Genomic DNA, 23,053 nt, shown 5'->3' with positions numbered 1-23,053 from the left:
AATATTAGCTGTGAGAAAACTTTGGATAATTACCTCGCTGATGGCGGGATTGGTGGGCTGTAGCCCAAGTGAAGATGAATTGCTTCAGGCAGGAATCCAGAAGATGGATACCCAAAACTGGAAGGAAGCGATCACCTACTTTGATCGTGTGATAGAAATCAACCCCGCAAACGGGAAAGCACTGAATGCCAAAGGTGCTGCTCTTTTTCAAGAGGAGAAATATTCCGAGGCAGTTCCTGTGTTTACCGCAGCTATAGATGCGGATTCAGCCAGTTATAAGGCTTGGTTCAATCGTGGCAATGCCAACCTCAAGCTCGAGAATTTCAAGGATGCCGTTTCGGATTACAATATGGCCAGCATGCTGGATCCTACGCAAACGGATATTTATTACAATAGAGGCCTGGCTTTACTGGGGATGGAGGAATACGAAGATGCCTTGCTGGACTTCGATCAGGCTATTCGGGTGGAGCCCAATCAAGCTTTGGTTCACTTCAATCGTGGCAAGGCGCTTCTAGGTAATAATGATCCATTGAATGCTATGAAAGCACTGACTGATGCCATTAATCTAGATGGTCAAAATGGCGCTGCGCATTACCTATTGGGAGTGACCCGAATGTCTGCTTTGGGAGAAAAAGAAGAAGGCTGCGCTGACCTGAAAATGGCGCTTTCCTTGGGATATACAGAGGCTAAAACCTGGCTGGACGATTTTTGCGAATAAATGGCGCTCATAGGTAAGGACATAGCGTATGCAAAGCAAGTATTGGATAGTGGTGAGCTAGTCGCTATTCCTACAGAAACTGTTTACGGATTGGCGGGAAATGCCCTAGATGCCAAAGCTGTCGCTTCCATTTTTGAGACCAAGAATCGTCCATCCTTTGATCCATTGATTATTCATGTGGCCTCGGTCACGGCAGTAGAACAATACGTCAGCACATTTCCCGAAAAGCTAAAAGCCTTGGCAGATAAATTCTGGCCTGGGCCTTTGACCTTACTTTTGTCCAGAAAGGAAATGGTGCCTGACTTAGTAACTTCCGGTTTGCCGAGAGTTGCGGTGCGCGTACCTGACCACTCCTTGACTAGGTCACTTTTGTCTGAGCTGGATTACCCTTTGGCAGCGCCCAGTGCCAATCCTTTTGGCTACATCAGTCCTACTCAGCCAGCTCATGTACAGCTTCAGCTAGGAGACAAAATAAATTATATCCTTGATGGGGGAGCCTGCAAGGTGGGCTTAGAAAGTACGATCGTGGGGATGGAAGGTGAAGATGTAGTTATTTACAGACTTGGAGGACTTGAGGTTTCGGAAATAGAGCAAGTAGTCGGAAGCGTGAAAATCCAAGACCACAGCTCTTCCAATCCTCAGTCTCCTGGTTTGTTGGAAAGTCACTATGCGCCTCGAAAGCCATTTTTACTGGGCAACTTGCAGGAACTGATTTCTCGCTGCCGGTATGAGCAAAGAGACTTTGCGGTACTGAGTTTCGATCAGGAATTTCAAGAACTACCCAAGGAGAGGCAGATTGCCTTGAGTCCAACTGGGGACTTACGTGAAGCTGCCGCGAATCTTTTTGCGGCCATGAGGAAATTAGACCAAAGTGATGCAGCTGTGATTTTGGCAGAAAAAATGCCGGCAAAAGGATTAGGATTAGCGATCAATGACAGGCTGAAACGTGCCGCAGCCCAGGGTTGATTTAGGCTGAATTAACTATTCTTCTGAAATAGATCATCGCTGAAAGTCGATTTTTGATATAATCTTTGATAAATTCACCCAGATTTTTAACAATCAATTTTATCAATAGCTATTAACCTCGCTTATGAATCCTAGAATCAAAAATGTAGATAACCTCAGTTTTGAGGGAAAAAAGGCACTTGTTCGTGTTGATTTTAATGTTCCACTGGACGATCGATTGAATGTCACTGACGACACCAGGATCCAGGCGGCATTGCCTACCATCAATAAAATCCTGAATGACGGAGGGGCTGCCATTCTCATGTCCCACTTAGGTCGCCCTAAGGGAGGCCCTGAAGATAAATTTTCTCTGAAGAATATTGTATTGGCTTTGGAGAAAGCATTGGGCAGAAAGGTGATTTTCGCGCCTGACTGCATAGGCAAAGAAGCCGAAATGCTGGCGGAAGCCTTGAAGCCAGGAGAAGTATTGCTTTTGGAAAACTTGAGATTCCATCCTGAGGAGACTAAAGGGGACAAGGACTTTGCAGAGAAGCTTTCCCGCCTAGGTGATATCTATGTGAACGATGCCTTCGGTACGGCGCACCGAGCTCATGCTTCTACAGCGGTGGTGGCTGAGTTCTTTGCAGACAAAGTTTGTGGTTACTTGATGCTTTCTGAATTGAAAAATGCAGACAAAGTCTTGGGTAATCCTGAGCGTCCCTATACAGCCATTATGGGCGGTGCCAAAATCGCAGATAAAATATTGATCATAGAGCAGTTACTGAACAAGGTGGATACCTTGATCATCGGCGGGGGCATGTCCTATACCTTTGCCAAAGCTCAGGGAGGTACCATTGGGGATTCCCTTTTGGAAGAGGACAAGCTTGATTTCGTATTGGAACTGATGGAAACAGCCAAAGCTAAAGGTGTGAAACTGGTCCTTCCGGTTGACACTGTGATTTCAAAAGCTTTTGCAAATGACGCAGAACAAGGTCTGGCGAATAAGGGTGAAATTCCTGACGGCTGGATGGGCTTGGATATCGGGCCAAAAACCAGGGAGCTTTTCGCTGCCGAAATCATGAATTCTAAAACTGTACTTTGGAATGGACCTATGGGAGTTTTCGAAATGTCTTCCTTTGACAAGGGAACCAAGGCCATCGCTGAGGCAGTAGTGGCAGCGACTAAAGCTGGAGCATTCTCGCTTATAGGTGGAGGAGATTCAGCTGCTGCAGTGAATAAATTCGGGTATACAGCGGATGTTTCCTTTGTGTCCACCGGTGGAGGAGCTTTGCTAGAGCACATGGAGGGTAAGGTGCTTCCAGGTGTAGCTGCTTTGGTACCTTAATCACTACTTTGATATACCAAAAAGGGCTGGCTAAAGTAATTTAGCCAGCCCTTTTTGGTTTTGAGGTTGTATCATTTCCACTCCACTTCCACCATTACAGGAAAGTGATCAGAAGGATATTTTTTACCGTAATTGTCTGAAAGGATGCCATGTCTGATGACTTTTAGTTTTCCTTTGACAAAGATGTGATCAATGATACCTTCTGGCATTCTTTCCCAATCAAACCCTGTAAATGTCCCGGAAGGTCCATATGCTGGGATTTCAGAAATCAACCTAGCATCTTTCCAGTCTGGATTGGAAGTGATGGTAGTATATGCCGCATTTTCTGGTGTGACATTGAAATCACCCATCAAAATGGCCGGCGCATTTTCCTCGTTGATTTCAGCTACTTTTTGCATGACTAGCTTGCTGCTTTCCTCTCTCGCCTGCTGACCTCTATGGTCGTAGTGAATGTTGAACACGTAAAAAGTCTCCCCTTTTTCGTCTTTGAATTTTCCCCAGGTGCAGATTCGATTCAGAGCGGCATCCCAGCCTTTGCTCGGCTGATCGGGAGTAGGGGAAAGCCAAAAAGTACCTTCATCCAATAGCTTGAATTTTTTCTTATCGTACAAGATCGCCGCATATTCCCCCTTCTCGGTTCCATCATCCCTGCCTACGCCAATGTAATCGAACCCAAGGGAAGCGCTAAGGTCATTCAATTGATTATGTAATGCCTCTTGGACTCCCACTAGCTCGATTTGATGAAACTGAATGAGACCGCTTACATGGGGTAATCTGTCCTGCCAAAGATTACCTCCGTCATTTTGATTGGCGTAGCGAATGTTAAAGGTGGCGAAATTGTGCGTCTGTGCCTGCGCCAATCCGTGGAAGCCAAGTGCCAAAATAGCCAGGATCAGGCAGATTTTGAGGGTGTTGGATTTTGGTTTTTTCATGCTGAATTAACTTATTCTAGAAAAATGGGTTAAGAATTTAAAATTGAATCCTAATTTCATCAATTGAAGTCACGTCCTGCTGGGCAGTCATGGGTAATACCACTCCATGAACAATGATTATCAATTTGCAAGACTCCCCGATCTGTCTCTGCGGGTCTGGAGAAGCTAGTTGACAAATAAGAAAAAAAATACATGCAGATGAAAACCTTCTATCCTAAAGAGCACACATCGCTGGAATTTTATGGGCTGCTTCAGGGAGCTGTGGCACCTAGGCCTATCGCCTTTGTAAGCACCATAGACCGAGCCGGAAATGTAAATCTAAGTCCATTTAGCTTTTTCAATTTATTCAGTTCCCAGCCGCCTATTCTGATTTTTTCTCCTTTGAGGAGGATGAGAAATAATACCACCAAGGATACCCTGGAAAATGTGCTCGAAGTACCCGAAGCAGTGATTCATGTGGTTCATTACGGGATGGTGGAGCAGATGTCTCTGGCCAGCACTGAGTACGACAAAGGAGTAAATGAATTTGAAAAAGCAGGATTCACCGCAGTGAAATCCCATGAAGTCAAACCTCCAAGGATACTCGAAGCGCATGTGGCATTTGAGTGCAAGGTGAATGAAGTAAAAGCCCTTGGTGATAGCGGTGGTGCCGGAAACCTGGTGATCTGTGAGGTGCTGGCAGCTCATGTAAATGAGGATATTTTGGATGAGGCGGGTGTGATTGACCCCAGAAAACTGGATGCTGTGGCGCGACTGGGAGGCAACTGGTACAGTAGAGCAAGTGGAGATTCACTATTTCAGATACCCAAACCACTGAGAAATCTAGGGATAGGGATAGACCAGATTCCTGAAGCCATCCGGAACAGCACGATTTTAAGTGGGAATAATCTCGGTCGCCTAGGTAATGTGGAAACGCTGCCTACTCGGGACCAGATAGAGGAGTTTGGGCGGGGAGCTGAGATTCAGGAGATGCGTGTGCGTTTTCAGCACGATATGGATTCTATGCTGGACCATCTACATCTTTTGGCCAAGGAAGCGCTAGATGAAGGAGATGTCCACAGAGCTTGGCTGATTTTACTGCAGGCTACCTGATTTTATGACTATTTTAGTAAATGCAGCAAAGCTGTTTTGAAAATGATTTTTAGAAGAAAGGCAATTTTAGTATTACTGGGTATCTGCGTCTCTACCGTATTATTTGCGCAGCAAAAAGAGAGCTCAACTGATAGCACACAGGTGGAGAATAAGGTGGATTTTAATGTGATGCCATTTTTGAGCTACAATAGGAATCTGAAATTTATGCTAGGAGCGATTCCTATGGGTATGTATAGACTCGATAAGAATGATACGATCTCTCCCAAGTCCCTTTCTGGGTTGTCGGCAGTTTACACCACTAATGGCTCCTATTTTCTGGCTTTATTCAATAAGCTATACTTGAAAGAAGATACTTGGAGGATTCAGCTATTTGCCCTGAATGGCGATCAGAACTCTCAGTTTTTTATGGATGATTTTGAAGGGCCGGGGTTTTACGATTATGGCACCAAGACCTCTGTGGTCAGTGCAGGTGTGCAGCGCAAAATTATACCTAACTTATTTTTGGGCCTCACTTATACCTATGCGCATTACTACACAGAATATGAGGATGACGTGCAACCACCATCTACCACCGAGACGAATGGCCTGCAGTTGAATGCACTCTTTGATAGTCGAGATGCAGTTTATTATCCCACTGGAGGAAATAAAATTAGACTTCGCTGGATCGCTTTTCCAGAGTGGTTTGGGAATGATGTGAATGCAAATAAAATCCTTTCAGAGTACAATAAGTTCATTTCTATGTCCAATGGGGCGGATGTTCTGGCTCTGAGATTTTCGGGGAAGTTTGGTTTAGGGGATATCGCATTTGAGCAGCAAGTTACCATAGGGGGAAATGACATTCGTGGATACTCGGAAGGCAAATACAGGGGAGATGGATTGGTGGCCTTGCAAGGGGAGTACCGCTATAATTTCGGTGAGCGAATGGGATTGGTAGGATTTGCAGGGCTAGCGACTATTTATGGCTCGGATACCGAAAGTTTCAACTGGGGGTTCTATCCAGGAGCTGGGGTAGGATATAGGTATAGAGCCTTCAAAACCGTGAAGTTCAACATAGGCCTAGACGCCGCAGTGGGCAAGGATGATTGGGGAATTTACTTCCGAATAGGTGAGGCATTTTAACCTGGATTTTACATCAAATTTTGCTAATGCATTTTTCGGGTTTATTGATTTAACGCAGTAACAGTCTAAGCAAAAAAAAGCGGCCAAAGCCGCTTTTGTTATTTGATGATGAATTCCTGAGGCATCCTAGCTTGGATTCCTTCGTAAGCTTTTAACTTTTCAAGTTGCTGATAGAGTTGGTAGTTTGAGCCTAATTCGGACTGTAGGATTTTCAAACTGACTTTATCTCCAAGATCGTCCATGATGGCTTCAAACCAAGGCTTTTGGGAGGGGTAATACACGACTCGGTAATCATCCCCGGCATTGATCCGTGCAGCAGCCAGCTCAATGGTGGTTTCCAGTCCGCCCAACACGTCCACCAGGCCTCTTTCTTTGGCCTGATTTCCCGTCCAAACTCTCCCGGAAGCCACTTCTTTTACTGCTTCCGCCGACATGCCACGGCCTTCTGATACGCGGGAGATAAAAGTTTCGTACCCATCTTCTATTGTGTTTTGAATAATGTTTCGCTCCACCTCAGTAAGTGGTCGGGTCATATTCATAAAATCTGAGAGTTCCCCGGTTTTCACCACATCAGTAGTGATTCCTAGCTTGTCATTCAGTAATTCTTGCGTGTTGAACATCATCCCGAAAATACCTATGGATCCGGTAATGGTATTAGGCTGAGCCACGATGGTATCTGCCGGAGCGGAGATGTAATAGCCCCCGGAAGCTGCCACTTCTCCCATGGATACATATACCGGTTTCACCTTTTTGGCTTCGGTCATCTCTCTCCAGATCACTTCGGATGCCACCACTGATCCTCCCGGTGAGTTCACACGAAGCACTATGGCTTTGATATTATCATCTCTTCGGGCTTTACGTATTTCCTTGGCAAACTTATCTGAGCTGATAACTCCGTCTGCACTTCCGCCTACGATTTCCCCCTCAGCAATGATCACGGCAATTCTATTGGAAGAGGTAATGTTTTTGGATTTTACCGTCTTGTTCAGGTCGGTGACGTTGATGGATTTGATGTCATCGTCTTCATCCAAACCCAGTTTTTCGCGAAGCTTGGCATGCACCTGGTCCAGATAGACCAGTTCAGTGGCCAGGCCATACTTGACAGCATCTTCCGGCTTGCGCACCAGCATCTCATTGTTGATTTTGGCCAAGCTATCAAAAGCAATTCCTCTGGATTCTGAGACTGCCTGAAGGGCAAATAGATTCATATCATCCAAAAATGACTGTGTTTGCAATCTGGCTTCAGGGCTGTTTTTTTCCAGAATAAATGGTTCCACAGCGGACTTAAACTCTCCTACACGGAAAATTTCTGGCTCTACGCCTATTTTTTCAAAAAGTCCTTTAAAGAAAATTCCTACAGAGGAAAAACCGTTGAAATCAATTCCACCCAGCGGGTTCAAATAAATTTCATCCGCCACAGAGGCAACATAATAGCCTCCCTCGGTATAGGCCTCATCGTAAGCCATGATGAACTTGCCAGAAGTTTTGAAGTCTTCTAAAGCCTCTCGGAGCTCCAATAAACTTGCCTGCCCAGCGATTACCAGCCCGGTGTTTAAATAGATGCCTTGTACGTTATCATCGGTTTTGGCTGCCTGGATGGCCTTCTTTAGATTGATCAGGCCTGCGGTAAATTCCTGGCCAAAAGGATTGCCAAGCATGGATAGGTCGAGGTCATCTTCTGTGGTTCGCTCTACGATGGTTCTTCCGTTCAGATCTATATGTAATATGCTGTTTTCACTTACCTTCACCTCATCCGTGCTGGATGCAGCCAGCATCCCGATGATGCCAAACATGATGAGAAATGACAAGACGGTGAATACAAATAGGCCGACGATGACCGCCAGTACATTTCCTAAGAATTTCATGTGTTGATAATTGTTTTTTAAAGGTCAATACCTGTCCCGATACCTCGGGATGGAATCTCGCATTTCCTGTACTCATCACGGTGTGTGAATTTTCAGGTATGCTCGATTTCATAAGTTGGATAATTTGGGGCTAAAATAACTTATTTTGGGCGATGTTTACAAAATGAATACTATCCGGCCTATGACTGAAAATGCCGTTTTGATTCTGGGGGGCAATAGAGGAGCACGAGAGGAGCTTTTAAAGGCTGCAGTAGAGGCAGTTGGCGCTAGCAATACCATAGTGAAGCAATCTAAAATATATGAGACTGCTGCTTGGGGAGGTGTTGCCAAAGGCCCATTTCTAAATCAGGTGATAGAAATTAAAACAAAACTGAGAGCCGAAGAACTTTTAGAGCTAATCCAGCATATCGAGAAGCGCCTAGGGCGAAAACGGGCAGAACCATGGGGGGATAGAACCATGGACATCGATATTCTTTTTTTTGGCAAAACCATTATAGCTACAGACCTGCTTCAGGTTCCTCATCCCTTTATTTCACAAAGAAAATTTGTACTTATCCCCCTAGCTGAGATATTGCCGGATTTCATGCATCCGGTTTTGGGCAAAAGTAGCCAGGAGATGCTCAGGGAATGTGAGGATAAAAGCCAGGTGAAGGAGTATGAAAGATAACACCCCGTTTCTGAAAGAGGGCTTATTCGGCTGTATATTCCAAGATATCTCCAGGCTGACAGTTTAGCACTTCGCAGATGGCTTCCAGGGTACTAAAGCGTATGGCTTTGGCCTTTCCTGTTTTCAGGATGGAAAGATTGGAAAGTGTTACCCCTACTTTCTCGGAGAGTTCATTGAGCGACATTTTACGTTTTGCCATCATCACATCTAAATTTACGATTATGGGCATGGTTAAATGGTTAATTCATTTTCAGTTTGGATTTCCACACCTTTTTTGACTAGCTGCGCGATGACCAGCAGAATAAGAGCCAAGAACAGCCAAACGTCACTTCCGGCGATATGCAAGGCACTCAGATCGGCCGAAGCTAAGGCATTTTGACTGGATAGCCATTCGGCATACTTAAAACCAGCATGGGAGAAAAAACCTATTCCTAAGGACAAGTAAGCGAGATTTAAAATGAATCTTCTGATAGCTAGGCTAAAGGGTTTTTGCAGATTCAGTGTTTTTTCTGAAAAGAGCTTTACGATCAGGTAAAACATCGTGGATTTGAGTATCATCACTATACACATGAGGAGCACCATCGCCAGAAAATGTCCAGAATCCAGATCGAGTAGACTTGCTAAGTATTCTTTTCCTTGCCAAAAATTGCTTACGCCGGCAGGATTTATGAAAAGGGTGATGATAGAATTGACTATGACAGCTCCGGCTTCTATGCAGAGCCCTATGAAGATGATCCATGCCAGGACCTGTAGCATCAGCAGGGTATGATGGGTAGTGATTTTGATTTCCATGATTAGCATTTGTTTACATGACATTGTAAATATCAATTAAAATTTATTGATAAACAATAAAAATATCTTGTAAAAAGTAAAATGCTGGAAGCCCTGATTGGAGGTTGGGTTAAAAAGAAGAGGCTGTTTCCAAAGTACGGGGTCTCACCTAGAGAGAAGTCGAATTGTGGCCTAGATTACAGGTAATGGCCTTCGGCTCCGATCAGTCAGACAGCGAGTAACTTTTTGAGACAGCCTCTTAGGGTTTTATAGGCCAGAAACTTCTGCTGGCGGGTGGATTTTTTTCACTAGGCCTTGGAGTACTTTCCCAGGACCACATTCTACGAATTCAGTTGCGCCGTCTGCGACCATGTTTTGTACTGATTGGGTCCATTTGACCGGAGCAGTGAGCTGAGCGATCAGGTTTGCTTTGATGGCTGCTACCGCTGTCACCGCTGTGGTGCTTACATTTTGGTATACAGGGCAGCTTGGGGTGTTGAACTCAGTAGCTTCTATAGCCTTTTGTAGTTTCTCCCTAGCCGGCTCCATTAGCGGAGAGTGAAAAGCACCGCCTACGGGCAGTGGCAGGGCTCGTTTTGCGCCAGCTGCTTTCATCTGCTCACAGGCTATTTCTATGCCTTTGTTCGAGCCGGAAATGACCAGCTGACCCGGGCAATTATAGTTTGCCGGCACGACTACTTCCGCCTTGATCCCTGCACAGATTTCTTCTACTTTTTCATCTGCCAGTCCCAAGATTGCAGCCATGGTGGAGGGGTTGATTTCACAGGCTTCCTGCATAGCTAGCGCTCGCTGATACACTAGCTTGAGTCCATCCTCAAAAGCTAAGGTTCCATTGGCTACCAAAGCAGAAAGTTCACCAAGCGAGTGTCCCGCGACCATGTCCGGTGCAAAATCCGGAGTGGTTTTGGCCAGGATGACTGAGTGTAGAAAAACTGCAGGTTGGGTCACATTTGTTTGTTTCAGCTCCTCTGCGGTGCCGTCAAACATGATGTCTGTGATTCTAAATCCTAGGATTTCATTGGCCTGCTCAAATAATTCCTTAGCCTTTGGGTTTTCTTCGTAAAGTGCTTTTCCCATTCCAGGAAACTGGGCGCCTTGGCCCGGAAAAACAAATGCCTTCATTAAGTGGGTTTTATTTTGTTCGGGACAAATATAAGTCTTTTCCCCAAGAGGAATTGATCTAGGTCAAATCAAGGGAGTCTAAGGCCGGTAGCAGGAAGGGTTTGCGCTGAAAGAAACTTGGCTTGCTCCTCAGCAGAAGGCAGTCTACAGGTGTTTTTCTTGCCAAACCACTTGTACCTGTTTTGACCTATCCAGTTGTAAATCGGGTCCCGGAGGGCTTTTGGCAAAAAAATCAAAGGGTAAAGTGCAGGCCAAAGCCCGGAAAGTTTTCTGCTGATTTTAAGTGCAGCTGTACTTTTGAAGTAGATTTCCCCTTTTTCTAATAAAACCAGGGAATCGAGGTAATCCTCTTTTACATCAAATCTGGAGAGGATTTTTTTACTGAAATCGTCCTGTAATGCGCCCACCAGAAAGTGATCTTTGGGATCTCTTTGGATCACAAAATCTATGGATGCATTACAGAGGTTACAGACTCCATCAAAGAATATGATGGATTTTGCTTGTGTCATTTCAGGATTTGTATGGTTCCTTTCAGGCTTTCCTGCTGCTGGGCTGGATCCAGGACGTCAAAAGAAACCGAACCCGAATAATAGTAGGTGCCCGCAGGTAGTTCATTGCCATTTTTGTCCCTTCCGTCCCAGCGGATGTACACGTCATTTTCTGCGGATTCCAAGCTGTTATAGCTGAATACTTCAACTCCCCATCTGTTGACAATGAAGATTTCCACTCCGGTCACGAAGCGAGGACACTGCGCAAAAGGATTGTCAAAAGCCATGAAGGTGTCATTGGTGCCGTCACCGTTTGGCGTGAAGGCATTTGGCAGGTTATAGTTCGGGCAGTTTTCTACACAGACGATGTTACTTGGCTCACTTTCATTGCCCGATCGGTCTATAGCTGTGATGTAATAGCAGCCTCTGTAAGTGGTCAGGTCAGTGATAGTAGTCGATAGTTCCAGAGAAGAAAGCTCTGCGATCAGTTCAAATTGGCCTTCTTCACCATCTGATGTATAGTATAATTTATACCCGCTCAATTCATCATCACATTCACCTGAGAAATCAGGTGTCCAGCTGAGCTCATGCTCAAAAGAGTTCGTGTTACAAGGCATTCCTGCCAAGTATTCCTCGCACATTGGCCCCTCAAAAGTCAATACAGGTGGACATGGCAATCTGTTGTCATCTGGTTTCGCACAGACGATCTGGGATTTGTTTTCCAAAGGATACTCCAAACCATCCACATTGTAAGCGCCTTTGGTGATTACATAGTAGCAGTAGCTTACTTCTTTTTCTAAAGGAACCCCATTGAAGGAACCATCATCCAAAAAGGTGAATCCATCTTGGGTAACATCTACCTCTGCTATTAAGACGAAATTGTCCTCATCGGCAGCGTCGGCATCTGTTCTGTTTCTGTAAACCTCATGCTTGTATTGGGAAATGGAGTTGTTCCAAGGCACGGTGAAATCCCAGTTCAGTTCAATAGCTTCATTGATAATGGTTGGCTCCAGCCACACCGAGGATGCCTTGGAGGAAGTGTCAATTTTAGTGTTTCTGTCGAGTAGAACCACATCGTAATTGTACACCAATGCATCAGTATTCAATCCGGTGTCTGTGAAAAGTGTATCTGAAGTGACTCCCAAAGAAACTTGATCGGAATTACCAGTAAACCCTGTGCTTCGCAAAAGTTCATAGGTATATGGTCCGGGGAATTGTACCTGATCTATATCGTATGGAGGCGTCCACTTGATGAAAATTTCACCATCTTCTGTATCGGTTTCTTCTATGCTCACATTGGTGATGATAGGCACGTCTACATCTATGGTCACACAGATTTCCTGAGATACTATGCTTTCACCAAGCCTTGGCTCTGGGAATGCCGCTACCAATCTATAGCAATAGGTATTGCCTGGCGCTAGGCCCGCTCCTCCATTTTCGTCCAAGAAGTCGAAGGTTTGCAAATCTGTGGTGCCAATGAGTTCATATCCTGCCCGTATTCCAGTCTCGCAGCTGTCGGGCTCGTAGGGATCAGAATTGATTCTTCTCCATACCTGCATTTCACTTGCCGAATTGCCGCAGACATAAGGATCCCAGTTTAATTCTACGGACCTACCCGGCATTTGCTCGATCTCATTAAAGACCGGTGGAGGGCCGACTACTTTGATTCTCCAGGTTTTGATGTCCACCAGTGCAGGACCAGAGCTAGGCTGATCTGTTATACGCACTCTCACCTCGTATTCCCTTGCTCTCACATGGTTACATACAGTCTGCCAGTTAAAGTTTACAATTCCCGGTGTTGGCTGATATTCAGCTTCCGGAGAATAGCTGCCCGGGGAGGTGGTGATCTCTACAGGCTCACCAAATACCTCTATTTTAATAGGATCTCCATCCGGGTCCTGTCCTTGGATCACCTCTTCTATCAGTGTACCGGCTTCCACACAGAGATCTGGCGGCAGAATGAGTTCTGGGCGTCTATTATTTGAGTTTTCAATGATGATCTGCATATCACGGACCACCCAGCCGATTAGCTCCCATTCCCCATTGATTTTCCGGTATTCTTTGATCCGAAAGGCCACATTAAACTGTCCGGCAGTCCCGGGCGCATCCCACACCAGATCTCCGGTGACTGGGTCTAAGGTCAAAAAGGCAGGCGTACTGCCATCTTCCTGGCTAAAGCTAAATTCATCATCAGCTGGACTTCTATAGTTATTTACCGGACGCTCAAAAGCCTGCTTGGGTATATCCATTTCATAGGCCAAGCTGTCGCCATCTGGATCGTATGCACCAGGATTATGGATGTAGCGTACATTTACGGCTCCATTGTCCACAGGAGGGATAGTCAAAACAGGGGAGTTGTTCACCCCATAAAAAGGGTCAATGGTGATCGTGGTTTCTACATAAAAGGGAGTATCCACTGAATTGTCCATATTCAGCGTCCTGTCATTTCTGTTGAATTCTTGGAAACGTATGGTATAAGTTCCTGGGCCCTGAAATACATGACGGATAACATAGGTGTTTTTCTCAATAAGGTTACCCAAATCTTCGACTAATTTAAAATCACTTTCGGTTTGCAGTTCTGTTTCCCTACCGTCGCCAAAATTGATTATACCAGGGCCAAAGATGACACTGGATCGGGTGTCTGTATATCCTACTACAGTAATCTCGTATTCAAGCGTCTGTACATTGACTCGCTCTGCTATGATTTCCCCAGCTCGAATGTGCGTCGCCCAGACCTCAGTTATTCCAGCCAGTAGGAAAAATAAAAAAAGTCCAAGGGTTATTTTAAGCTTCATATTGATCAGGTTCTATGATACAAGGTAAAACAGAATGTACGGATTTATCCACTATAAAGATTTTACTTCTGGTTTTCCTTTTACTAAATAAACGGAAGTAACTCGAAAATTCATCCAAATTAAAACAATAATTCCTAGGTAATTGTTAAAACACGGCTTAACAAGCCCTATAAAGCCTAAAGTTATTTAGAACGACTTAAAATAAGACAAGTGCTTTTGAATGGATTGTTTGCTACTAGTTCCAAATGTAAATTTGGCGGTATTAATCAAAGATTTCGTTTTAAACTAATCGCAAAAATTGTATGAGCTGGGTTACAAAAACCTTGAGTAGCACAATAGGCAGGAAACTGATCATGGCGCTGACCGGACTTTTCCTGATCCTGTTTTTGACAGGTCACGTTTCGGGTAATTTATTGTTGTTCAAAAATGACGGAGGTGAGGCATTTAACATTTATGCCAAATTCATGACCACCAATCCCGCAGTGAAGCTTCTTTCTTACTTGACCTATATTTCCATTATCGGTCACGTGATCTTTTCTATCTGGCTTTCCAGAAGAAATAAGGCTGCACGTCCTGTAGGCTATGGAGTGTCCACTCCGCCATCTACCACCTTATCCTCTAGAAATATGGGGATCCTGGGTACCATTATCCTGATCTTCATCGTGGTTCACATGCAGAGCTTTTGGGCTCAGATGCACTGGGGGGATCTGCCAATGGTAAGCTATGACGGTGAGCAGTATAAGGATTTGTACAGCATAGTGACCTTTGCTTTTCAGAATGAACTGATGGTGATAGGCTATGTAGTGGCCATGGCATTCTTGGCATTTCATCTTTCTCATGGCTTTGCCAGTGCCTTCCAGACGCTGGGACTGAATCACCAGAAGTATTCTCCAGCCATTGCCCTGATCGGAAAAATCTATTGCATTCTGGTGCCAGTTCTTTTTGCCAGCATGCCAGTTTATATCTATTTCACCCAGAGCTAATCCATAGTCCCTATGATACTAGATTCAAAATCCCCAATAGGCCCTTTAGCCGAAAAGTGGACTAAACATAAATTCAACAGTAAGCTGGTCAATCCGGCGAATAAAAGAAAATACGAAGTGATCGTGGTGGGTACCGGTCTTGCCGGGGCTTCAGCGGCTGCTTCTTTGGCAGAACTTGGCTATAAAGTAAAAGCTTTCTGCTTCCAGGATAGTCCTAGACGTGCGCACTCCATCGCTGCACAAGGCGGAATCAACGCTGCTAAAAACTACCAAAATGACGGTGATTCGGTTTACAGATTGTTCTATGATACCATCAAAGGTGGAGATTATCGTTCCCGTGAATCCAATGTATATCGTCTTGCAGAGGTTTCTGTAAATATCATTGACCAGTGTGTGGCACAGGGTGTTCCGTTTGCCAGAGAATACGGCGGATTGCTTGCCAACCGTTCCTTTGGTGGAGCACAAGTGTCCAGAACCTTCTACGCCAGGGGCCAAACGGGACAGCAGTTGCTTTTAGGAGCCTATTCTGCCTTGAGCCGTCAGGTAGCCAATGGTAAAGTGAAGCTTTACCCGCGTACCGAGATGATGGATGTAGTCACTATAGACGGACATGCGAGAGGTATTGTGACCAGAAACTTAATCACTGGCGCTATCGAAACTCACGCTGCTCACGCGGTGCTATTGTGTACTGGTGGTTATGGAAACGTATTTTTCCTTTCTACCAACGCGATGGGTTCTAATGTGACCGCGGCTTGGAGAGCGCATAAGAAAGGTGCATACTTTGCCAACCCTTGCTACACTCAGATTCACCCTACTTGTATTCCAGTATCAGGAGATCATCAGTCCAAGTTGACTTTGATGTCTGAGTCTTTGAGAAATGATGGTAGGGTTTGGGTGCCAAAGACTAAAGAAACAGCAGAGAAACTTCGCAAAGGTGAGATCAAGCCTAGAGATATTAAAGATGAGGACAGAGACTACTATTTGGAAAGAAAATATCCTTCCTTCGGTAATTTGGTCCCTCGTGATGTGGCTTCCAGAAATGCGAAAGACGTTTGTGACGAAGGTCGCGGTGTGAATGAAACCGGTCAGGCAGTATTTCTGGACTTCCGTGACGCAATCGAACGCGACGGAGAAGATGCGATCCGCGCCAGATACGGCAACTTGTTTGACATGTATCAGCAGATCACTGGAGAGAATCCTTACCAGACACCAATGAAAATATATCCAGCTGTTCACTACACCATGGGTGGACTTTGGGTTGATTATAACTTATCTACTACTGTTCCAGGTCTTTACTCTCTTGGAGAGGCGAATTTCTCCGATCATGGAGCAAACAGATTGGGAGCTTCTGCATTGATGCAGGGATTGGCTGATGGATACTTCGTGGCACCTTACACAATCGGGGATTATTTGGCACAAATAGGAACCGCTCCAGTAGATGCAAATCATCCTGAATTTGCAAAAGCTGCCCAGGGAGTAAAAGATGCGATCCAGAAGCTTTTGAGTATCAATGGTACCAAAACAGTGGATTACTTCCATAAGAAGCTAGGCCATATCATGTGGGAGTACTGCGGTATGGCCAGAAATGCTGAAGGACTCACCAAGGCTAAAGGCATGATTCAGGAATTGAGAAAGGAGTTCTGGAAAGATGTGAAAGTGCTTGGCGCCAACGAGGAACTGAATCAGACCTTAGAGAAAGCCAGTCGAGTGGCAGACTTCTTAGAGCTGGGAGAGCTGATGGTAGATGATGCGCTGAACAGATCTGAATCTTGTGGTGGTCACTTCAGAACAGAATCTCAAACTCCGGAAGGGGAAGCTTTGAGAGATGATGAGAACTTTGCTTATGTGGCAGCCTGGGAGTTCAAAGCTGAGAACACTCCAGAGGAGCTGCACAAAGAGCCGCTGGTGTTCGAAAACGTGAAGTTGACCCAAAGATCCTATAAATAAATTCAAGACTTTAATTCATAATTAGATATGAAACTGACATTAAAAATATGGAGACAAAAAAATGCCAATGATAAGGGCGGTTTTGTCACCTATCCAATAGATGGAATTTCCACGGACATGTCATTCCTAGAGATGATGGATGTTTTGAATGAGGAACTTTCAGCCAAGGGAGAAGATCCAGTTCACTTTGATCACGATTGCCGGGAAGGTATCTGTGGCATGTGCTCACTTTATATCAACGGGCATCCACACGGTCCTAAGCAGACTACTACCTGTCAACTTCACATGCGTTCTTTTTCGGATGGAGACACCATCACCATAGAGCCTTGGAGAGCTGCGGCTTTCCCGGTGGTGAAGGATTTAGTGGTAGATCGGGGTTCTTTTGATAGAATCATTCAGGCGGGTGGATACGTATCGGTGAACACAGGTGGTGTGCCTGACGCAAATGAAATTCCTATTCCGAAGAGAATCGCGGATGAAGCCTTTGATTCGGCCACTTGTATAGGCTGTGGAGCTTGTGTAGCGGCATGCAAAAATGCCTCTGCCATGCTGTTCACCTCAGCGAAAATCTCTCAGCTGGCTATGCTACCGCAGGGACAGGTGGAAAGAATGTCCAGAGCAGAGAAGATGGTAGCACAGATGGATGCCGAAGGTTTCGGTGCCTGTACCAACACGGGAGCCTGCGAGGCAGAATGTCCTAAAGGAATCAGTTTGACAAACATCGCTAGGATGAACAGGGAGTTCTTCTCTGCTTCTGTGAAAAGCGAAAATGTTTAATTAAATACAGGTTCATAAATATTTAGAAAGCCGGCGAGAGTCGGCTTTTTTTGGTTTTGGGGAAGGGAGAAGGTTGTGAGTAAGGCGTACTAAGAGCACTACCTACAATAGCATAACCTATTCTGGCCTGAATAGCAAAATCAAGCACCAAGCATTTTCTCGCACTTCATCCTGATTTGTTGCCATGCTCACTTCTTCCAAAACATCCCATTGGATTTCAGATTGCGTGCATGATTCTTTAATTTCGCGCCAAATATGCAAGAAAAGGGATGATTTGTGATTTAGAGCCAAAGGAAATCGAAGAGTTTAAGAGTACCAGTATCCTACCACAGACGCCATTTTGGGGACGGGTGAAAGAGAATCAGGGCTTTGTACCTCAGGGTTTTGAGCTGACCATTTCCAAAGATATTTTATATGCTGAGGCAGATCCTTCAGGCAGGATGAGTGAGGATTTACTCGTATTGATTAAGTACATAGATCCGTATACCTGCTTTGCCTATGTACCCTATGGTCCAAAAATGGAACCTTCCTTCGAAAACCAGGGGCTGTTTTTAGAATACTTGGCTAATTCCATCCAACCTAAGCTTCCTGCAAACTGCATATTTATTCGCTTTGACCTAGCCTGGGAAAACCAATGGGCGGTAGAAGAGGAATATTTCGACGAGAGTGGCAACTGGGTTGGGCCTCCTCCCAATCAAACTCAGGAATATAGGGTCAACTTCAATACGGAAAACTGGAACCTACAGAAAAGCATCTCTGATAATTTGCCCAAAAACACTTTTTTCCTGGACCTGACATTAAGCGAGGAGGAGCTGCTTTCCAATATGCGATTTAATACCAGGTATAATGTCCGAAAAGCCAACAGAAAAGGGATCAGAGTTCGTGAATATGGGATGGAGCATTTGGAAGATTGGTATCGCTTATACCTGGACACCGCTACACGACATCACATGCAGATCCAAAATCAGGATTTCTTTTCTACCATATTGAAAAATCAGGACAATGGTAAGAAAGGAGTCTCGGTAAAAATGCTGATGGCTGATCGGGATGGGGAGTTCCTGTCTTCTATGTTTTTGGTGTTGTCCAAAGAAAGGGGAACCTATTTATATGGAGCTTCCACTTCCCAGAAGAACCATATGATGGCTAGTTATGCGCTGCAGTGGGAATCTATCAAGCTTTCTAAGAACTGGGGTTGCAAGGAATATGATATGTTTGGCTCGGCTCCGAATTTGAACCAGAGCCATCCTTTGCATGGCGTACATATTTACAAAAAAGGCTTCGGGGGAAATCTCTACCATAGGATGGGCTGCTGGGATTATCCTTTTGACCAAAAACTGTATGATATCTACCAGATGCAAGAGGTGAAAAAATGAAGATTGGCTAAGGCTGTTGCAATAGGTGGGAACCCAATGGAGTATTGAGGTCTTCTGAGCTTTCTGTGAATTAGGATTGGGTTTTAATCCAGGTTTGCTTCATTTTTTTGGAAGGGATGCTTGATCCTCTACTTTTTCAATCCAAAAGATTTAGGTTTTAGAATTATTCCAATCTTCAATTGCACTGAATGATCAAATTTATCTTTTGAACCCAATAAAATTTTGAATGTGAGCCATGTTGCTTACCTTTGAAAAATTATATTCTAGAGAGATTTTGTTACAAATAGAAAGACGATATGAGTTATATAGATCTGGGGATCTTTGTGGCCTACATGCTGGCGATGCTGGGTGTAGGATATTTTTACATGAAACAGAACTCAGGTCAGGAGGATTATTATGTGGGGGGACGCAGCATCGGGCCTTGGCACATAGGCCTTTCTGTAGTAGCCACTGATGTAGGCGGAGGATTTTCTATTGGTTTAGGGGGGCTTGGATTTGTCATGGGCTTGTCTGGTTCCTGGATGCTGTTCACGGGACTTTTGGGAGCTTGGCTGGCCGCAGTAGTTTTGATTCCCCGGGTAAAATCTGATTCTGCCTTTGCCCAGTTTTTCACCTTTCCACAGATCATCGGACATCTGTATAATTCTACTACAGCGAGAGTGGCTGCAGTAATCTGTTTTCTAGGTTACCTGGGATTTACTTCCTCACAGCTACTGGCAGGAGCCAAGCTCGCTTCAGGGACCTTTGAGGCGCTGGACCTGTCCTATGCGCTGCTGATCATGGGAACCATAGCGGTGGTGTACACCGTGATGGGCGGACTGAAAGCAGTGATCTATACCGACACCATACAATGGATCATTTTGATGGCGGGATTGATGTTTATCGGGATTCCGATTTCCTATAATTATGTAGGTGGTTGGGAAGGTATTCAGAGCACTTTGCCACAGGAGTTTTTCTCCTTTTCCAATCTTACCTGGCAAGATCTTGCCAATTGGGGGATCACGATTATTCCCATTTGGTTTGTGGGTATGACGCTTTACCAGCGGATCTTTGCAGCTCGGGATGTGAAGTCTGCCAAGAAGGCTTGGTTCATCGCAGGATTATTTGAATGGCCGATTATGGCACTTTTAGGCGTTTCTTTGGGTTTACTATCCAGAGTAGCGGTGGAGCAGGGTGCTTTAGAAGGGTTCACGACTGCTATGGATCCGGAGATGGGGCTTCCTGTTTTGCTCAGTCAGATCTTACCGGCCGGTATCTTGGGACTGATGATGTCAGCCTATTTCTCAGCGGTACTTTCCACGGCAGACTCCTGTCTGATGGCGGCGTCTGGTAATCTGACCACTGATATTCTAGGGAAGTTCTTTGTAGGCAAATCTCTAAAAGAAGAGATGCGGATCTCACAACTGCTCACCTTGGCCATTGGAGTAGTGGCGATAATTATTGCCTGGCAAATGACGGAAGTACTCAGTTTGATGTTATATTCCTATGCGTTTATGGTTTCAGGCCTATTGGTACCGGTAGTTGGAGGCTTGTTCTTTGGGCAGACCAGTCCCAGAGCAGCTACTGCATCTATGATTACGGGCGGGAGTTTGACGGCAGGATTGATTATCTCAGAAGTCAGTTTGCCGCTAGGCTTGGATGCCAATTTATTTGGGCTTACGCTCTCTTTTCTGACTTTCGTGTCAGTGATTTATTTCGAAAAAAATAACAGTTCAAAGTTAAAATCTATATGATCAAACTAGAAACTCTATCTACTATAGATTCTGCGACATATTTGCAGAAAAATGAAATTGCCGATTTCCTTTTTGAGCACTTAGGGAAATATGGTGATCCCAAAGAGGATATCATGAAATGCCTAGACTATGCCCTTGACCAAAGTCTCCATGCAGGAGGTTTTGTGGTGATGGCCAGAGAAAATGGTAAATTGCTGGGTGCGCTGGTGATGAACAAGACCGGTATGTCTGGCTATATTCCTGAGAATATTTTGGTTTATATCGCTGTAGATGCTTCGCAAAGAGGCAAAGGAATAGGCGGAAAAATCATGGAAATGGCAATCAAGATGGCCAATGGTTCTATTGCTCTGCACGTAGAACCTGATAATCCTGCTAAAAATCTGTATGAAAGAATCGGCTTTACGAACAAATACCTTGAAATGAGGTTGACCAAGTAAAATGGCTTTTCTCACCTTAAATAAAGCAAAGCTCAAAGAGAATTTTGAGTTTCTTAGAAGTACATTCCAGGAGAATGATGTTTCTTGGGGAGTAGTGTCCAAGCTGCTCTGCGGAAACAGACTTTTTTTACAAGAATTAATTAACCTTGGCGTGAAGGAAATTCACGATAGCCGGATCAGTAATCTGGCTATGGTTAAATCACTCAATCCGGAGATTCAAACTGTCTACATCAAGCCGGTGTCCAAAAGGAACATCAGTAAAATGGTGCAGTTTGCAGATGTCAGCTTGAATAGCGAGCTGGAAACCATACGCTGGATCAGTCAGGAGGCGGTAGAGCAAGAAAAGAAGCACAAGATCATCATCATGGTCGAAACCGGTGACCTTCGCGAAGGTGTGATGGGCGAACAATTGGTGGAATTTTATTCCCAAATCTTCCATCTTCCAAACATCGAGGTGATAGGGCTGGGAACCAATCTTAATTGCCTGAACGGGGTGATGCCTTCGGCAGACAAACTGATTCAACTGTCCCTTTACAAGCAGATCATTGAACTTAAGTTCAACAAGAAAATCCCTTGGGTATCTGCCGGTACCTCAGTGACCATCCCGCTGATGCTGACACATCAGTTGCCAAAAGGAATCAACCACTTCCGCGTAGGAGAAACCTTGTATTTTGGCTTGGATCTGTTTGAGGAGAAAGTTATCGAGGGCATGAACGGAGATGTGTTTGAGCTACATGCTGAGATTATAGAAATGCAGGAAAAACCCTTGTTACCCGTTGGGAATCTGGCGTCTAACCCGCAGGGGGAAACAGCGGAAATCGATGAGTCGCTCTACGGTAAAAGCTCTTTCAGGGCGATTATTGACTTAGGCTTGCTGGATGTGGATCCCAAATACTTGCTTCCCAGTGACGACAAATACGAGATTCTCGGCGGTAGTTCTGATATGTTGATTATTAATTTGGGAGAAAATCCGAATGGTTACCAAGTGGGCGATACCTTAAATTTCGATATGAAATATATGGGGGCTTTGAGCCTGCTCAATTCTAACTACATCGATAAGAAAGTCATCGATACTTTGGATTAATAATCCTCTTTTGGCATGGTCATGGGAATACAGTTGCGAAAACCAACTTGTATTTGACTATGAAAAAAGTACTTTTATTTATCGCCTTTGGACTGGGAATGGTCCAGCTTTCTCAAGCCCAATCATCCGAAAAATTAGGAGGATTCGGTGTCCGTGGAGGGGCCAGTCTTTTCAATTTTGGAGGAGATGATGTGTCAGAGAATGATTACACCAATAGAGTAGGATTTCACCTGGGCGGATACACCATGCTGTTTATGACAGATCGCTTAGCACTGGAGCCAGGAGTTTATTATTCCGTAAAAGGCACGCAGAATGATGATTTTGTGGATAGCCGGGCTATTCTAAACTATGTGGATATTCCGGTGCTTTTCAGAATGTACCCTACAGAAGGTTTTAATCTCTTTGCCGGACCGCAGATTTCCTTCCTGGCCAAATCAAAATTTGAAGGGGATTTCTTTGGAGGAACGGTTTCTTATGACTCTGATGCGATTAAGGAAACTGATTTTGGACTAGTCCTAGGTGTAGGGTATAACCTGCCAAAGGGATTCAATGTGCAGGCCTCTTATGATTATGGCTTTACGCCGATCTTTAAAGACAGTGATGCCGATGTGTACAACAGAGGGTTTAAGCTTTCTGCCGGCTATACTTTCTAACAAATAGGAATTCACCTAAAAAAATGCCTCCGACTTGGGTTGGGGGCATTTTTTTATCCACTGAGTTCACCGCACAATTGTAGCGCGGTTCTTTTGTTCCAGAGGGACAGCTGGTTGGTAGTCCTGGAGTATTGGATTTTTGTTTTACGTTCCATAGGAACGTTTGATTATAATTACCACTCGTTC

Annotated in this window: 21 protein-coding genes; 14 read left to right on the top strand and 7 right to left on the bottom strand. The window is 44.8% G+C overall.

Going from position 1 to position 23,053, the window contains the following annotated elements:
• Positions 1-10: 10 nt before the first annotated feature.
• The 3 genes from PBT90_RS14665 (at position 11) to PBT90_RS14655 (ending at position 3,008) form a co-directional block, all read left to right on the top strand.
• Entirely contained in the window at positions 11-718 is a 708-nt protein-coding gene (locus tag PBT90_RS14665; protein WP_396127646.1) for a tetratricopeptide repeat protein, read from the top strand.
• Entirely contained in the window at positions 719-1,684 is a 966-nt protein-coding gene (locus tag PBT90_RS14660; RefSeq protein WP_270129834.1) for an L-threonylcarbamoyladenylate synthase, read from the top strand.
• Positions 1,685-1,808: 124 nt separating this feature from the next.
• A complete protein-coding gene (locus PBT90_RS14655) occupies positions 1,809-3,008 on the top strand; it encodes a phosphoglycerate kinase (RefSeq protein WP_264811330.1) in 1,200 nt (399 codons plus the stop codon).
• Positions 3,009-3,079: 71 nt separating this feature from the next.
• On the opposite strand, the gene PBT90_RS14650 is transcribed toward PBT90_RS14655, so the two are convergent.
• Positions 3,080-3,940 (bottom strand): endonuclease/exonuclease/phosphatase family protein, encoded by an 861-nt coding sequence (locus PBT90_RS14650; RefSeq protein WP_264811329.1) that lies wholly within the window; start codon positions 3,938-3,940, stop codon positions 3,080-3,082.
• Between the two features lie 198 nt (positions 3,941-4,138).
• Between PBT90_RS14650 and PBT90_RS14645 the strand changes: the two genes are divergently transcribed.
• Together PBT90_RS14645 and PBT90_RS14640 are read left to right on the top strand one after the other, a co-directional pair.
• Positions 4,139-5,032: a flavin reductase family protein gene (locus PBT90_RS14645; protein WP_264811328.1), complete on the top strand. Its 894-nt coding sequence runs from the start codon at positions 4,139-4,141 to the stop codon at positions 5,030-5,032.
• A 42-nt stretch (positions 5,033-5,074) separates the two neighbouring features.
• Positions 5,075-6,151 carry an outer membrane protein assembly factor gene (locus PBT90_RS14640; protein ID WP_264811327.1) on the top strand — a complete coding sequence of 359 codons (1,077 nt, stop codon included), beginning with the start codon at positions 5,075-5,077 and terminating at the stop codon, positions 6,149-6,151.
• A 98-nt stretch (positions 6,152-6,249) separates the two neighbouring features.
• On the opposite strand, the gene sppA is transcribed toward PBT90_RS14640, so the two are convergent.
• Complete coding sequence (sppA, locus tag PBT90_RS14635) at positions 6,250-8,016, bottom strand: signal peptide peptidase SppA (protein WP_264811326.1); 1,767 nt, start codon at positions 8,014-8,016, stop codon at positions 6,250-6,252.
• 163 nt (positions 8,017-8,179) lie between these two features.
• On the opposite strand from sppA, the gene folK reads away from it, so the two are divergent.
• Positions 8,180-8,683 (top strand): 2-amino-4-hydroxy-6-hydroxymethyldihydropteridine diphosphokinase, encoded by a 504-nt coding sequence (gene folK, locus PBT90_RS14630; protein ID WP_270129830.1) that lies wholly within the window; start codon positions 8,180-8,182, stop codon positions 8,681-8,683.
• A 22-nt stretch (positions 8,684-8,705) separates the two neighbouring features.
• Here the strand turns inward: folK and PBT90_RS14625 are convergent, their stop codons facing one another.
• The 5 genes from PBT90_RS14625 to PBT90_RS14605 form a co-directional block, all read right to left on the bottom strand.
• Positions 8,706-8,912, bottom strand: coding sequence for a helix-turn-helix domain-containing protein (locus tag PBT90_RS14625; RefSeq protein WP_264811324.1), 207 nt, complete (start codon positions 8,910-8,912; stop codon positions 8,706-8,708).
• A gap of 2 nt (positions 8,913-8,914) precedes the next feature.
• Positions 8,915-9,475 (bottom strand): DUF2975 domain-containing protein, encoded by a 561-nt coding sequence (locus tag PBT90_RS14620; RefSeq protein ID WP_270129827.1) that lies wholly within the window; start codon positions 9,473-9,475, stop codon positions 8,915-8,917.
• Positions 9,476-9,721: 246 nt separating this feature from the next.
• Positions 9,722-10,597, bottom strand: a complete 876-nt coding sequence (gene fabD / locus PBT90_RS14615; protein ID WP_264811322.1) for an ACP S-malonyltransferase — start codon at positions 10,595-10,597, stop codon at positions 9,722-9,724.
• A gap of 68 nt (positions 10,598-10,665) precedes the next feature.
• On the bottom strand, positions 10,666-11,106 hold the full coding sequence (locus PBT90_RS14610; RefSeq protein WP_270129824.1) for a thiol-disulfide oxidoreductase DCC family protein: 441 nt from the start codon (positions 11,104-11,106) through the stop codon (positions 10,666-10,668).
• Entirely contained in the window at positions 11,103-13,880 is a 2,778-nt protein-coding gene (locus tag PBT90_RS14605; protein WP_264811320.1) for a gliding motility-associated C-terminal domain-containing protein, read from the bottom strand. The genes PBT90_RS14610 and PBT90_RS14605 overlap by 4 nt, the downstream gene beginning before the upstream one ends.
• A 302-nt stretch (positions 13,881-14,182) precedes the next feature.
• On the opposite strand from PBT90_RS14605, the gene PBT90_RS14600 reads away from it, so the two are divergent.
• The 8 genes from PBT90_RS14600 to PBT90_RS14565 all read left to right on the top strand — a co-directional run bounded on the left by PBT90_RS14600 (position 14,183) and on the right by PBT90_RS14565 (position 22,867).
• On the top strand, positions 14,183-14,863 hold the full coding sequence (locus PBT90_RS14600) for a succinate dehydrogenase cytochrome b subunit (RefSeq protein ID WP_264811319.1): 681 nt from the start codon (positions 14,183-14,185) through the stop codon (positions 14,861-14,863).
• A gap of 12 nt (positions 14,864-14,875) precedes the next feature.
• On the top strand, positions 14,876-16,810 hold the full coding sequence (locus tag PBT90_RS14595) for a fumarate reductase/succinate dehydrogenase flavoprotein subunit (RefSeq protein ID WP_264811318.1): 1,935 nt from the start codon (positions 14,876-14,878) through the stop codon (positions 16,808-16,810).
• Positions 16,811-16,837: 27 nt separating this feature from the next.
• On the top strand, positions 16,838-17,587 hold the full coding sequence (locus tag PBT90_RS14590; RefSeq protein WP_264811317.1) for a succinate dehydrogenase/fumarate reductase iron-sulfur subunit: 750 nt from the start codon (positions 16,838-16,840) through the stop codon (positions 17,585-17,587).
• Positions 17,588-17,856: 269 nt separating this feature from the next.
• Positions 17,857-18,960: a lipid II:glycine glycyltransferase FemX gene (locus PBT90_RS14585; protein ID WP_270129820.1), complete on the top strand. Its 1,104-nt coding sequence runs from the start codon at positions 17,857-17,859 to the stop codon at positions 18,958-18,960.
• A 296-nt stretch (positions 18,961-19,256) separates the two neighbouring features.
• Positions 19,257-20,693: a sodium:solute symporter family protein gene (locus tag PBT90_RS14580; protein WP_264811315.1), complete on the top strand. Its 1,437-nt coding sequence runs from the start codon at positions 19,257-19,259 to the stop codon at positions 20,691-20,693.
• On the top strand, positions 20,690-21,130 hold the full coding sequence (locus PBT90_RS14575) for a GNAT family N-acetyltransferase (RefSeq protein ID WP_264811314.1): 441 nt from the start codon (positions 20,690-20,692) through the stop codon (positions 21,128-21,130). Before PBT90_RS14580 ends, PBT90_RS14575 begins: the two co-directional genes overlap by 4 nt.
• A 1-nt stretch (position 21,131) precedes the next feature.
• On the top strand, positions 21,132-22,214 hold the full coding sequence (locus PBT90_RS14570) for an alanine/ornithine racemase family PLP-dependent enzyme (RefSeq protein ID WP_264811313.1): 1,083 nt from the start codon (positions 21,132-21,134) through the stop codon (positions 22,212-22,214).
• Between the two features lie 59 nt (positions 22,215-22,273).
• Positions 22,274-22,867, top strand: a complete 594-nt coding sequence (locus PBT90_RS14565) for a porin family protein (RefSeq protein ID WP_270129817.1) — start codon at positions 22,274-22,276, stop codon at positions 22,865-22,867.
• The last annotated feature ends 186 nt before the right edge of the window (positions 22,868-23,053 follow it).

Source organism: Algoriphagus sp. TR-M9 (assembly GCF_027594545.1).
Lineage (GTDB): Bacteria > Bacteroidota > Bacteroidia > Cytophagales > Cyclobacteriaceae > Algoriphagus > Algoriphagus halophytocola.
This window is presented reverse-complemented; position numbering and strand designations above follow the sequence as displayed.